We start from the raw sequence: 13,310 nt of genomic DNA on the forward strand, positions 1-13,310 counted from the left end.
CCAAGGAGATTACTTGTTAGAGTACTCTCCGCTAGATGGGGCATACAAAGCGTCGATTATTGCCTACGACAATGAACTCGTTAGTCAGTTGCTGCAAAAACACAGTGATCTCTTGATGATGCTGCCTAAGGTAGACAAAGTTTGTTCTGGTTTGTTTACTTTTGGTTTGAACATACTCGTTGAACAAGTGCTTTCTAGCATGCAGACGCTTGAGCAACAAGCGTACCCTGATGCCATTATGTGCCTAAAATACGAAGAACTACTCATTCTCTTGCTACACAGCAAAGGAGGAGAATCACTGTATGCGTTGCTGTCACAACAAACAAACCGTACGTCGGAACGGTTACGTCGATTTATGGAACAGCATTACTTAAAAGAATGGAAGTTGACAGACTACGCGCAGGAGTTTGGTGCCAGCTTAACCACTTTTAAAGAGCTTTTTAATGAGCACTATGGCATTTCTCCAAGAGCTTGGATCAGTGAGCGTCGACTACTGCATGCTCATAAACTGCTGTTGACGAGCAAGATGAGCATCGTAGATGTGGCGATGGAGGCAGGGTTTTCCAGCCAGTCTTACTTTACGCAGAGTTACCGTCGTCGTTTTGGAACGACCCCAAGCCGCGTACGTTCGGGAGACGATCAAGTGGCTATCGCGAAATGAAATGACTTGAGACTAAAATTTTCTGACTAATTTTGAAAGTCACTCACCAGTGTAAATTCTATTATGTATCGTGTAACAACGAACGATTAAAAATTATTACATCTCTTTCTTTCTGGATTGTTCGAAAGGGGTGCGGAGACGAACATAAATGAAAAAGCAGCATTGGCGACGCCGTTCGCTTTTTCCAGACAGCATAGTGACACAGCGGAAAGTGACTGTTTTACAAAGAGGAGCTCGTTATGAAAACGCCTCGAAACCTACGCAGGATCTCAATGTTGTGCACGTCAATCACCGACAATTGTTGAGTGAAGGCGTCATAAATTATGAGCAGCTATCTTTACTTCAACGCTTGTTGGATAGAAATGTCGTCGATAGCCTGTGCGCTAGCCAGTTAGTAAAAACGTATCAAAAACTTGGTGCTTCGATAGACCGGTTTGCTATGCGTTTATTTTTGGAAATTGGATCGCAGCTCAGTGATAGCAGCACAATCACAACGTTCGAACAAAGGCTGGACTACATCAACTCTCGTCTGGGCTTTCGCTTTAATTTGGCTGTCCCAAAAACGTTGATGCTTTGTTTCCATTTATCACTCAACGAGTGGATTAACCGACAAGTCGATCAAAGTGCTCTTCATGCTTCGATTAAAGTTGAACAACTTATCAATCAACTCGATATTCAGAAGGAATATTGGTCGAAGCTATCAGGGGAAGACACCAGTGCCGTCTTTGTTCAACAGCAACTCGATCTTATTAAGAGCCAGCAGCATCAACTTAAAAAGCAACTTGGGACGTTAAGCGAACAACAGTTGCAAGTGATTGAATGTCATCGTTTGTTAATTGAGAAGTGGCAACCGTCTTTAGACGAGCTGAAAGGGTTCGCGGAGTACACCTCGACAACCGAACAATTTATTTCTGAGTGGAAAAATTGGTGTTCGGAAGTACGACTTGAAGCCCCTGAGCTGAACGAAGTTTGGGATGCATGCGATGTGGTTTACAACGACCAAAATGCGGTTGCGAAAGTATGGCAATGGTTCAAGAACATGCAAACTGTTGGTGATATCGATCACTACTATTTTGATACTCAAAGTGGTCAGTGCGGCCAGGCTTGCAATCACCTCAGCCAGATCTAAATAGGGCGTTAAATGTTAGATAAGATGATGAAATCTTTAGCGGAAGCGCTAAAGGTAGGGGATTTTATTGCCTCAGAAAATGGTTCTTACAACATCGAGGTTGACCAGTTATCACTGACCATCAAGCAACGTGCGTCATGGATTTTATGGGAAGCGACGTTACCCTTCCAATTTAAAGAGCATCTAGATTATCAACAAGAACAAGCGTTACAACGTTGCATGCAGCTCTCATTAAAAACCATTCGTGCGGATGGCGGCGTACTGACAACCAATGATGATCAGCAATTGATTTTGCAAAGTAAAGTACGGGTTGAGGACTGTTCGGTGGAACGGTTCTCTGCTTTGCTTTCTAAGCACGTCAATCTATGTGAGCGTTACATTGCATTATTGGAACAAGAACGTGTGAACCACACAATCAACCATACAGTGTGGTTACCATGATGCTAAAAATCTTTCCCAACATTAGACGTGCTGCAACAAAGGCATTGTTATGCGCAGTGAGTGTTGTTCCTTTGGGATATGCGCAAGCAACAGACTTACACTGGCCCGAACAACCGTTCCGCTACTATGCAGATAACGACTCATTAAAAGAGTTGTTGAATAACTTCGGTGCAAATTATCGTGTCTCGGTTTCTGTTAGTGACAAAGTCAACGATCGAGTGAATGGGCGTTTTACCCCTGAAGATCCGGCGGAATTCCTCGATTACTTATCGCAAGTGTACAACTTGATGTGGTATTTCGATGGTGCCGTCTTACATGTCTATAAGGCGACAGAAACTCGCTCACGTTTACTTCAATTGGAATTACTTACGGCTAGAGAGCTACGCAGTACGTTAATTTCCACCGGCGTTTGGGATTCTCGTTATGGTTGGAGAGCGGCTGAGAGCAAAGGGTTAGTCTATCTTGCGGGTCCTCCACGTTATGTCGACTTAGTGGTACAAACGGCGGAGGCATTGGAAACGCGCTTGCTGCAGAAATCGAATTCAACCGACGAATTATTCGTTGAGATAATTCCTTTGAAGTACGCTTCTGCAACGGATAGAGAAATTGCATATCGAGATCAGACAATTACGGTCCCTGGCATCGCATCGGTGTTAAAACGGGTCGTGTCTGGTGTTCAAACGCAAGTGGCGAGTGCGTCTAGCAAAGAAGTTACCAGTTCAGATAAGCCTGTAAAAAGTAATAAAACCGCCTCAGTTCATGGTGGCGCAACAGTTGAAGCAGAGCCGGGTCTTAATGCGATTATCGTTCGTGATACTCAAGCACGATTACCGCTCTATCGTAAACTGGTCGCGCAATTAGACCAGCCGCAATCAAGAATTGAAGTCGCGCTATCGATTGTCGATATCAGTGCCAACGATTTAAGTCAGTTAGGCGTGGATTGGCGAGCGGGAGTGTCTGTCGGAAACAACCGCATTGTCGATATCAAAACAACAGGGGATGTGAACTCGGGGGATGTGACGCTCGGCAGTGGACAGAACTTTAAGTCCTTGCTTGATTCAACCAACCTAAATTACTTGCTGGCTCAAATTCGTTTATTGGAATCCAAAGGCAGTGCTCAAGTGGTTTCAAGACCAACATTGTTAACTCAGGAAAATGTCGAAGCGGTACTGAACAACAGCAGCACTTTTTACGTCAAGCTGGTTGGTAAAGAAACCGCAGCGCTGGAAGAGGTCACGTATGGCACGTTACTGAGAATTGTCCCACGTATCGTTGGTGATAGATTTGCTGCACGACCTGAAATTAACCTGAGCCTTCATCTCGAAGACGGTGCAAAGATCGCTGATGGTGGCGTCGATGATCTTCCTTCCGTTCGTAAAACTGAAATCAGCACCTTAGCGACGGTTAAACAAGGGCAAAGCTTACTTATCGGTGGTGTGTACCGAGATGAAGTGAGCCATCAGTTACGTAAAGTGCCATTGCTAGGAGACATCCCATATTTAGGCGCGCTGTTTAGAAGTAATACCAACACTAAGCGCCGCACAGTACGAATGTTTATTTTAGAACCTCGAATTGTTGTGGATGGTATTGGCGATAGTGTGTTGATTGGCAACGAATATGACTTGCGACCAAGTATCGGCAAGCTTAACAACATCTCCAACAATAGCGCTGAATTTAAATCGGTAGTGGAAGTATATAGCTGCACATCGAGGGTTCAAGCCGAGCGCTATCAACAAGACTTATTGTCACAGCAAAAGTCGTCTCAATTAACGCAGTGCCAATTACCAACAGGGCAAAAGGGTTGGCGGGTGAAAGTATTGGAATGTGATGACTCACAAAGTGAGTGTGTGCGCCCTTCAGAGGAGTCTTAACCGCGATGCAGCAATGGAAAATTCGTATTTTATCAGGCGTGCATACCGGAGTAGAAGTCACCTTACCTGAAGGTGCTCTCGTGCTTGGCAGTGACGACTTTATTGCTGATCTTGTACTGTCTGATGCTGGGGTCGAAGCGAACCATTTCACCCTCGTTTGCCAGCAAGACTCGGTCATTTTACGAGGTTGCGAAGAGGCAAATATTAACAGTGAAGACATCGCTGTTGCAGGTGATGGTATCGAGTTGTCACGCCATGCTGTTGTCTCGGTCGGCGTTGTGAAGTTCGCTCTGGGATACGCGGAAGATGCGTTAATTGTGAGTAACGTCAGCGACGAATCTAGCCAACAGAATACACCTGTGGTTGCTGTGCAACGCTCTAGCTGGAAAAAAACAACGCTCATCGCTTTGCTTTGTAGTTTTGTCCCGAGTGTCATTTTTGCCGGTATGTGGTACAGCCAAGCTAACGGAAACAACAATGAAATTGTTACAGAAGCAGAACCCATTGTTTTGGTACGTAACATCTTAGGCGAGCTCAAACTTAGCGACGTTCGCGTGGAATGGAATGCCGCCGCACGCCAAGCAGTCTTAGAGGGCTATGTTGAAGACCGAACACAGAAACTCGATCTGCTTGGTCGAATTGATGTATTGGGCATCAATTACAAAAGTGACTTAAGAACGATGGAAGAAATTCGTCGCGGGGTTCGATTTATTTTGCGCAACCTCGGCTATCACCAAGTGAAAGTCGAAAATGGCGATGAGACCGGCACACTGCTGCTGACGGGCTATATCGATGATGCCAGTCGTTGGAACCAAGTTGAACAAATCTTGGAGCGAGACGTGCCTGGTCTTGTTGCGTGGAAGGTCGAACTGCAGCGAGCGGGTGCCTACATGGATACGCTAAAAGCGTTATTGACGGATGCGGAGCTACTGAAAAAAGTCCAGTTGGTCACCAGCGGTGATCGCATCGAAGTTCGTGGTGAGCTTGATGATATCGAAACGACTCGATTTTACGGTGTGACCCGAGACTTCCGGGAACAATATGGTGAGAAACCGTACTTAGTTTTGAAATCCATACCTAAGGTGAGTAAAGGCACCAACATCGATTTCCCGTTTCGTAGCGTTAACTTTGGCCAGGTTCCATATGTGATTCTGACCGATAACGTTCGCTATATGGTCGGTGCAAGAACGCCTCAGGGCTACCGAATATCCAGTGTTACACCTGCTGGTATTGAGTTGGTTAAAGGCGGGCGGGTGATAACAATAGAACTCGGATATGAAGGCGAGACGAACAATGACAAATCTTGAACAAATTTTAAATAACGACACAAACGGTGCGGAAGTGCACAAGATTAAGAGCAAGCTCTTAGAAGCACAAGCGGTGGTGAAACGTCAGTTGGATTTAGGGTGCTCACCACAGCAGTACCAATTACTACTCAAACAGTATGAAGCTTACACTGCCGCCCATGCGGTCGTTGAATCATACGAAGCTAACTAAAAAATACGAGGAAGTCTTATGTCATTTTACGATGCTAGTAACAGTGTAAACCTTGATGATGTTAAAGCTAAGTTAGAACAACAAGCGAAAGATGCCAACACAGAAGTGACGGCAGCCATCAAGAATCTAGAAACCAATGCCGATGATCCATCAAAGCTTGCCGAGCTTCAGCACGCGATCAACAAATGGTCTGTTGTTTACAATATCAATGCGACCACGACTCGTGCGATTAAAGATGTGATGCAGTCGATTCTCCAGAAGGTGTAAAGCATGGAACGAGAAACGCGCCAACTGCTGGCCGAAATCGCGCTGATGGCAACAGGTATGCATCGTCATCAAGAAGCCAACACGATTGCAGATGGCCTTGAAGCAAGCTCAGGTTCTGAAGAGACCGTTGCGATGATTCGTGCAATGAGCCTCATGAATAAAGGCTTGTATGAAGAGGCTCATCAATTACTCGAACCACTTTGTAACGCCTATCCAGATCTGATCAGCTTAGCGGCTCTTGCTTCTGCCAAAGCCGGTTTACTGAGCAAAGCGGAAAGCTGGGTAGAACTTGCGTCACAAGGAAGCGAAGAAAGCCAAGCATTTGCTGCGAGCTTTTCTCAGGACATTAGGAATCTTGGATGATCATTGATTCGAGTAACCTAGGTCTTCAACACCAATCTTTGCGTCAGTCGGAGTCGCGTCATTATGAGCGGAGCGATGAAGACAAGATGAAAACGCTCATGGAGCGAAGTGACAAGCAAGAGCAAGTTTCACATGTTTCTCCAAAAGAGAAGCTAGAGAAAACAGAAGCGAAACTGGCGGAGATTAAAGCGTGGTACGAATCATTAAAAGACGCAGAGGTTGTCAGTAAACAAAGTGTCTTATCATCGTTAAATGAAGCGTTTTCCTACCCTCAAGTTAAACGAGAGGCAATGTGGTACGCCTTTCATGAGGCGAAGAGTGAAAAAGGCAACGAGCAGCCACAATCTGATTTGTTAAAGGTGTTGAAGCAGGAGTTACTAGGGAATTTTTCGGGACAGCTTATTGCCGAACCACCTGCTGATAAAACAGCACTAAAAGCAATGCTAGCGCAGCATTTTCCACTGGGTGCCCAGAAAGAACAAGCCTTATGGCATTGCTGGGCAGAGTTGAAGTCGTTACCTGATATGGCATCAACACTGGACATGGTTCGTGATGAACTTAGCTTCATGATCCAAAAAAATGCGATGGTGAAAAACATCATGACTCACAGTCACAAGTTAGATTTATCTTAGGAGTACATATGATAAACACGCAGTACACCGAGGTGATGCAAACCAACATTGATAAGTTACAGGATGCGCAAGTCGAAGACGGTTTAAGCGAACGTTTTGAGCAAGCCATGTCGGTTCCCGAGGCAAGTAATGGCCTGGAGGGAGGTTTGCTAGAAAACATCAGCGAGTTGAAAAACACTATCGATAACGCGAAAAGTAACCTGCAAGACAACATGAAGATGGTGGGTGATGATCCGGCGCAATTACTGCAAATGCAGTGGGCGCTGACACGCATTACTTTTCAAGAAGAGCTGATCGCGAAAACCGTGGGTAAAACCACACAAAACGTAGAAACCTTATTGAAGGCACAATAGTGATGATGAATAAAATGAGAGCAGTTTTCATCATGCTCACGTTGTTTCTGGTAGGTTGTCAGACCGAGCTATACACCAACGTTACTCAGAAAGAGGGTAATGAGATGTTGTCGATCTTACTATCCGAAGGTGTCGTTGCAACAAAAGAACCTGACAAAGACAACACCGTCAAGTTAATGGTAGACAGTTCTCAAATCGCCTTCGCGGTAGATGCGCTAAAGCGAAAAGGTTATCCAAGAGAGCAGTTTTCTACACTGAAAGAGGTGTTTCCTAAAGACGATTTGATCTCGTCACCATTAGCAGAACGAGCCCGTTTGGTGTACGCGAAATCTCAAGAGCTCTCGTCAACCTTATCTCAGATTGATGGCGTGCTGGTGGCACGTGTTCATGTTGTTTTGGAAGATCAAGATCTGCGTCCAGGAGAGCGCCCAACTCCAGCTTCTGCCTCCGTATTTATTAAACACGCAGCAGATATTGCGCTTGATTCATATGTTCCGCAGATCAAATTATTAGTGAACAATAGCATTGAGGGGCTGAACTACGATCGAATCAGCGTAGTGATGGTACCCTCATCAGAGGTTCGAGTTGCTACTCAAAACAATCAATTTAAAAGCATTTTGTCGGTTCAGGTCACCAAAGAGACGGCGAATAATCTTATCGCCATTTTGGTGTTCTTGGTAGCGGCACTCATCGGCTCGAATATCGCTACTTTTACATGGTGTCGTAGGAACACGAAGCGTGGTTAAACCAGAAACACCACTCGCGCAGGTACAACACCAGTTTAACTATGCGCCTTGCCAGTACATCCATAGAAGTTGGATAGAGCAAAAGCAGCCTTGGTTACTAAATATCGAAGGCTGGAGAGATAACCCCATGTTTAACCAATGGTGCATAAATGAGTGGGCGTTATCTCCCGTTCCTGAGACGGCTTTTAACAAACCTTGCCATAGCTTGGCGTTGCTCCCAGCGGATGCGTTGAACCAACTCGTATTGATGGTGGGCGGAGCTTTACATTGTGTGGCAATGCGAGGCGTTGTTTTAAAACGCCCGAAACAGGTTCTGAACAACGTTTTTGGTTTGGAAGGCGCTCGGTTCTTAATTCAAAACGGGCCTATGCTGTTATCCAGCTGGCCGCAAGGCTGGCAGCGTTCGTTACCAGAACTATTGGATGAAAGGTCTGTTGAAGCAAGTATGAGGGCGCTGGGATATTTTTGGATGAGGTTTATTTTGATTAACTCACCGGAAGATGTTGTTCTTCGTTGGCAATTCAAATTAGAAAAGCAACTTAGCGAAAACGCAGAAACAGCTAACTGGTTGGAAGCGGATCAACGAGATCTGGCGTATCGACTCACAAAAAAAATCGCAAAACAGGTTATTCCTCAATGGTTTCATTTGTTGAAATAAAAACAGACAATTTGCAGCTGGCACCTGGCTTAAAGGTGCTGAAAGCGAAAGATTATGCCAGTTATCTGGATTCGCAACACTTAGTTGAAGCCGCGAACTCCAAAGCTGAAAGCATCATTGCTAATGCCCAACAAGCCTACGAAACCGAAAAACAACGTGGTTATCAAGATGGCCTTGCACAAGCCAAGATTGAAAATGCGCAAACGATGGTTGAAACCTTAGCACGTTGTAATGACTACTATCAGCAAGTCGAAGAAAAAATGACAGGTGTGGTGTTAGAAGCAGTACGTAAGATCATCGATACCTTCGATGATGTCGATACCACGGTGAGTGTAGTTCGAGAAGCGTTGCAACTGGTGAGTAACCAAAAGCAGGTCATTTTACATGTCCACCCAGAGCAGGTTGTTGAGGTGAGAGAAAAGGTGGCTGGTGTATTAAGTGATTTCCCTGAAGTCGGTTACGTTGACGTGGTAGCAGATGCGCGCTTGAAAAATGGAGGCTGCATTTTGGAAACAGAAGTTGGGATCATCGACGCCAGTATTGATGGACAGCTGCATGCATTAAAGCAAGCCATGGTGAAGCAGCTCAGCGAGCGTAAAATTACGATTCATGAATAAACCTCAAAAACTCAGCACTTGCTGAGTTTTTTCATTTTAATGCCTTTAAACAAAAAAAATCCGACCATTTCTAAAATATTCACTGCCATAAATCCTTAAGAATACACCTAAGAAAGCTGCTTAGTTGATAAGTGTTGCAACCAAGCAGCGCCTCTAAAACAACAAAAATAGGATTATTTAGTCGAATGGCTAATGGATTTATAACTTCTTTACTGACAGATTTTGCCAGCCGCTGCCAATTGGAGCCGTTGGTTTTTGATGAGGATGATTGTTGCCATCTACTCGTTGAGCAAAACACAGCAATCACAATTCGTGCACAAGAAGATCGTGTGACGCTTATCGGGCTAATTTCAGGTGATAAACCGAGTGCTGATATTTTGCATCAACATATGAAAGGTGCCTTAACGCAAGGCTCTCCAGCGGTATGCTGGGAGGAAGAGACCGGATATATCGGTTTCATACACCTGCCTCAGCAACTGCTAACTGCATCTTTTTTCGATGAGTCATTTGCGAATTTCATCGAGTGGTTAAAAAGTGCGAATACACAAGAAGTAACCAATAAAACAATCGAAGTACCGGAAACGAATACCACTCATTTTTCCACATTAAGGGTTTAAAGCATGATCAGTTTTGGAAGTGTTAGCGCGTTGCAGGTCGCCATGCCGCAAGCTCGTAACGAGATACTTAACGAAGGTAAGCTGAGTATTGGTGGCAAAGAATACCAAATCAACGCAGCGACCCAAGAATTTACTCGCGCCAATCCTACGAATGGTGCGGTAGCGCGATTTTTTGAAGCGACAGGAAAACTGTTTCGCGAAGGTAGCCCACAATCGGTAGCGAAAGCCCTTACAAAAGCCGTATTTGATAATGAGCAAGGACAAGCTCAGCGTTTACAAGCTGCTTCTTCTGTTGAGCATGGACAAATGTTCTTCAAAGATGGAAGCATAAAAACCGCATCAGATGTCTTAAATGCCTTTGCGAAGTTAGACAGTAAATCAGTTCAGTCGAACTCTGCTGAGCTAAACCAGTTAGCTGAGCGAGCGATGACAGAGGCAATGTTAGAAACCGATTCTGGTAAAAACCTCACATCACTGATTGGCGAAAGTGCAGCGAAGTTGCTTGCTGGACGTGTAGTAAAAGACTACGGCGGTGGTGTATCTGCAGCGCAGAAAAACCCGGCAGGTAGCATTAATCAAATGCAAGCGGTGTTTGATATGGAGGTGATGCATCTTAAATCGGCGCAACGTCATATCGAAGGTCTAGCAAGCACCGATCTAAGCCAAGGTGTATACGCTGAAGGACTGGCAGAGGACGCGTTTAACAAAAGTGGCGTAACCAATAATGTTGAAAGAGCTGCGGCGTGGATCATTAATGCTTCTAACTCTAAAGGAAACGATGCCGAAAATATTACGTCTTTACTGAAAGAATACGCGTCTAATGGTAAAGATTTATTGAATATGGAAAACCTAAAAGAGCTACACGCTCGATTGGTGCCTAATGTTGAGCGTGATTACCGAGGGCCAAATATTTCGGGTGGCACTTTGCCTTCAAGTATTGGCGGTGAGGGCATGTTAAAGCAGCACATTGAAGGCTTTTTGAAAGAGAACCCTGTAGAAGATAAAGACTTAGGTAAGCATTTGTTCGCCGGAGTTATCGGGTACCATGGCTTTACCGATGGAAATGGTCGCATGGGTCGCATGCTATACGCGATAGCAGAACTTCGTAACGACTCGTTCAATCCTTTAGCTATGGATGCAGAAAATAGCCTTCACGGTATTAAGTGATTTTTTACTTCTATTTAATTTTTGGAGCGGCGATTGCCGCTCTTTTATTTTCCAGCTTAACCTTAATTTTTCTTCTCAATAAAACGGCTAATAGCAATAAAAATGAGACGTTGAAATAAAGTGTCGGTTTCTATCTCGCCATAAAATCTCTTTTATCCTTATTCGCTTATTTAAATGAGCCGTTATACCCAAGTGGCTTCGCTGCAATAAATATATCGATGTCAATTAGTTATAATAAATTAGACAGGACACAACATGGATACAGGAAAGATTAATATGCTTCTCTCTGAGCTAGGAGAAGTGCTGAACCTTGAGCGCGTGACAGCGTATGACGATCAAATGTGGTCACTGCATTTTGCTGAAAATAACAGTGTCGATGTTCTGCTCGTAGAGGAAAAAGGCGAGTTATTGATTTCCAAAAAACTGCTTATAGAACAAGATGATATTACGCTAGATAAACTTCAAGTTTTACTTGAATACAACTTTTTGTATCGAGAAACAGGTGGTGTGCAGTTTTGTGTGAATCCAACACGCAAAGACGTTGTTCTTCAAGTTGCTATCGCGGCTGGAAGTGAACTCACCAACATTGCTAACTTAATCATTCAGTTGAACGAATTAGTTGATACTTGGGGACAGTTATTTCAAAACAACACGGTTGTAGATTTTAGCCAAACAGACGTACACGCATTTATTCAAGTTTAAGGCATCACACATGGTCAATATTAATACATCGCAAATGCACTCGTTGAGTCAGTTAACGTCACATTTGGCGACACAAAATCAAGCTGACGACAAAGAGGTTCGAGCACACAACGGTAAAGATATTTTTGTTAAAGAGGGCGCACCAAAAAATAAAAGTATCAGCGCGCGTATTAGCCACCAGAATAAAGCGAAAGATATTGTAGTGAACCTGCTTACTAAGCAGGGTATTCCTAAAGATGTTGCGAAGCTCATGCTGAAAAATGTGTTGAACGGTGAAAACAAGTTAACGCTTGGGAGCCTGAAAAATCTTGAGAGATTGTCGTCTGGTCCTAGCTCAAATTGGCCCACTGCACAAACGGCAGCCTCTTCTTCCAAAACCAATAAAGCCTCATCGAGTGTCGCGCTTATCAACGAACATAAAGCCAACCTTCAAAAGCTTGGTGATTTTGCCTGTACGGACTTAAATACGTTCGGTGTTAAGGGGTCACAGTTTTATGAAACAAAAGGAAAGCCACGACTAAAAGAGCTTCACGCGGATCAAGCGCGAATCATGCAAGATCACAGAGCGACGATGTCCGCAAACGGAGTTCAAGCTGCAGCACAAAGAGGAACCGCACCGCAATTAAGCACTCTACAGAACATTGCTAAGGCAGTACAAACCGCGAAAGCCGGCTGCTGTACTACATTTGCCTTTGCTGCCGCCGCTGAGATGATTCAAGGCATGTCAGGAACACCTGAAAGTGAACCCAAAGTAGAAGTGGTTGCGTTTAAAAAGGGTCATTCAGGTACACACCTTTATGTACTGGTTGGTCGACAAGAGGGGAGCGACATAAAAGATCCATCAACGTGGAGTAAGGATGTGAAAATTGTTGACCCGTGGGCGACATCTGCATTCGGTGCACCAATGTTTGGAGATGCACAACGACCACCTGTTTCGAATATGTTCCCGCCAACAGAAGTCATTTTTGATAGCCATAAACTGGGTTAGTCAATCTGCAAAAGAAGTGAGCAAATACACCATGCTAAGCATCTAACCTTTATTGAAAGAGCAGCCCTGAGCTGCTCTTTTTTATTACTCTGGAAACTCGTTTTTAGAGCGAGATTTCTGCGGAAAACCTCACAATGCAGGCGAAAAAGTGACAAAAATAAAGCCATTACCGACATCGTTCAATCTGCAATCGTTGTTCAATAGAGTTATTGAAACAAAAGGAAAAAGTTATGAACACGATTCAACAACTGCTCTTGGAGTTTTGCCAACTCAATGAGTTGCCCGAACTGAATTTTGAAGAAAATGAACGTTGTCAGCTACTGGTCGATGATCGCTACATGTTGTATTTCATCGCGACAGATACGGATGATTTGATGTTGTCTGTAACGTTCGGAGGGTTAGAAAAATCCGGTGAACAACGACTAAAAGGTTTAGAGCTTCTTGCTCATGCTAACTATCAAGGAATAGGTAGTGGCAGCCTCGCACTTGCTTTGGCTCCAAACGGTCGACAGCTTGTCTTAGCAGGACGTAAACCCGTTGAGCATCTAAATACGACGAACCTTACCGCTTGGTTTCACGAAGTTATTGAACAGGCCGAGCT

General features: G+C 44.4%; 18 protein-coding genes. All 18 read left to right on the forward strand.

The window, feature by feature from the left end; genetic code table 11:
* The coding region (locus IQR33_RS04835) for a helix-turn-helix transcriptional regulator (protein ID WP_193843558.1) at positions 1 to 661 on the forward strand (661 nt) is incomplete at its 5' end.
* Positions 662 to 809: 148 nt separating this feature from the next.
* The gene (locus tag IQR33_RS04840) at positions 810 to 1,790 is read left to right on the forward strand and encodes a T3SS regulon anti-activator ExsD domain-containing protein (RefSeq protein ID WP_193837341.1); all 981 of its coding nucleotides are present in this window, start codon (positions 810 to 812) and stop codon (positions 1,788 to 1,790) included.
* Positions 1,791 to 1,802: 12 nt separating this feature from the next.
* Entirely contained in the window at positions 1,803 to 2,231 is a 429-nt protein-coding gene (locus IQR33_RS04845) for a YscB family type III secretion system chaperone (protein ID WP_053307002.1), read from the forward strand.
* Positions 2,228 to 4,102, forward strand: a complete 1,875-nt coding sequence (gene sctC, locus IQR33_RS04850) for a type III secretion system outer membrane ring subunit SctC (protein WP_161441215.1) — start codon at positions 2,228 to 2,230, stop codon at positions 4,100 to 4,102. The genes IQR33_RS04845 and sctC overlap by 4 nt, the downstream gene beginning before the upstream one ends.
* 5 nt (positions 4,103 to 4,107) lie before the next feature.
* Positions 4,108 to 5,409 carry a type III secretion system inner membrane ring subunit SctD gene (sctD, locus tag IQR33_RS04855; RefSeq protein ID WP_017821344.1) on the forward strand — a complete coding sequence of 434 codons (1,302 nt, stop codon included), beginning with the start codon at positions 4,108 to 4,110 and terminating at the stop codon, positions 5,407 to 5,409.
* The gene (locus tag IQR33_RS04860; RefSeq protein ID WP_005377198.1) at positions 5,396 to 5,599 is read left to right on the forward strand and encodes an EscE/YscE/SsaE family type III secretion system needle protein co-chaperone; all 204 of its coding nucleotides are present in this window, start codon (positions 5,396 to 5,398) and stop codon (positions 5,597 to 5,599) included. Before sctD ends, IQR33_RS04860 begins: the two co-directional genes overlap by 14 nt.
* Before the next feature lie 18 nt (positions 5,600 to 5,617).
* Positions 5,618 to 5,866, forward strand: coding sequence for a type III secretion system needle filament subunit SctF (sctF, locus tag IQR33_RS04865; RefSeq protein ID WP_005377199.1), 249 nt, complete (start codon positions 5,618 to 5,620; stop codon positions 5,864 to 5,866).
* Positions 5,867 to 5,869: 3 nt separating this feature from the next.
* Positions 5,870 to 6,229 carry a YscG family type III secretion system chaperone gene (locus IQR33_RS04870; protein WP_005377200.1) on the forward strand — a complete coding sequence of 120 codons (360 nt, stop codon included), beginning with the start codon at positions 5,870 to 5,872 and terminating at the stop codon, positions 6,227 to 6,229.
* On the forward strand, positions 6,226 to 6,861 hold the full coding sequence (locus tag IQR33_RS04875; RefSeq protein ID WP_086046799.1) for a YopR family T3SS polymerization control protein: 636 nt from the start codon (positions 6,226 to 6,228) through the stop codon (positions 6,859 to 6,861). Before IQR33_RS04870 ends, IQR33_RS04875 begins: the two co-directional genes overlap by 4 nt.
* A gap of 8 nt (positions 6,862 to 6,869) precedes the next feature.
* The gene (gene sctI / locus IQR33_RS04880; RefSeq protein WP_005387149.1) at positions 6,870 to 7,214 is read left to right on the forward strand and encodes a type III secretion system inner rod subunit SctI; all 345 of its coding nucleotides are present in this window, start codon (positions 6,870 to 6,872) and stop codon (positions 7,212 to 7,214) included.
* Positions 7,214 to 7,960, forward strand: coding sequence for a type III secretion system inner membrane ring lipoprotein SctJ (gene sctJ / locus IQR33_RS04885; RefSeq protein ID WP_086012989.1), 747 nt, complete (start codon positions 7,214 to 7,216; stop codon positions 7,958 to 7,960). The genes sctI and sctJ overlap by 1 nt, the downstream gene beginning before the upstream one ends.
* Entirely contained in the window at positions 7,953 to 8,618 is a 666-nt protein-coding gene (gene vscK / locus IQR33_RS04890) for a SctK family type III secretion system sorting platform protein VscK (protein ID WP_005387147.1), read from the forward strand. The genes sctJ and vscK overlap by 8 nt, the downstream gene beginning before the upstream one ends.
* Positions 8,597 to 9,235 carry an HrpE/YscL family type III secretion apparatus protein gene (locus tag IQR33_RS04895; RefSeq protein WP_005387146.1) on the forward strand — a complete coding sequence of 213 codons (639 nt, stop codon included), beginning with the start codon at positions 8,597 to 8,599 and terminating at the stop codon, positions 9,233 to 9,235. The genes vscK and IQR33_RS04895 overlap by 22 nt, the downstream gene beginning before the upstream one ends.
* Before the next feature lie 131 nt (positions 9,236 to 9,366).
* Positions 9,367 to 9,852 carry a type III secretion system chaperone gene (locus IQR33_RS04900; RefSeq protein WP_238972255.1) on the forward strand — a complete coding sequence of 162 codons (486 nt, stop codon included), beginning with the start codon at positions 9,367 to 9,369 and terminating at the stop codon, positions 9,850 to 9,852.
* A 3-nt stretch (positions 9,853 to 9,855) separates the two neighbouring features.
* The gene (locus IQR33_RS04905) at positions 9,856 to 11,019 is read left to right on the forward strand and encodes a VopS family T3SS effector adenosine monophosphate-protein transferase (RefSeq protein WP_017821339.1); all 1,164 of its coding nucleotides are present in this window, start codon (positions 9,856 to 9,858) and stop codon (positions 11,017 to 11,019) included.
* Positions 11,020 to 11,274: 255 nt separating this feature from the next.
* Entirely contained in the window at positions 11,275 to 11,721 is a 447-nt protein-coding gene (locus IQR33_RS04910; RefSeq protein ID WP_228013763.1) for a type III secretion system chaperone, read from the forward strand.
* 10 nt (positions 11,722 to 11,731) lie between these two features.
* Positions 11,732 to 12,709, forward strand: a complete 978-nt coding sequence (vopR, locus tag IQR33_RS04915) for a type III secretion system effector VopR (RefSeq protein WP_017821338.1) — start codon at positions 11,732 to 11,734, stop codon at positions 12,707 to 12,709.
* 230 nt (positions 12,710 to 12,939) lie between these two features.
* The coding region (locus IQR33_RS04920) for a CesT family type III secretion system chaperone (protein ID WP_193843564.1) at positions 12,940 to 13,310 on the forward strand (371 nt) is incomplete at its 3' end.

The organism is Vibrio sp. OPT46, from assembly GCF_015163535.1.
GTDB lineage: Bacteria > Pseudomonadota > Gammaproteobacteria > Enterobacterales > Vibrionaceae > Vibrio > Vibrio alginolyticus.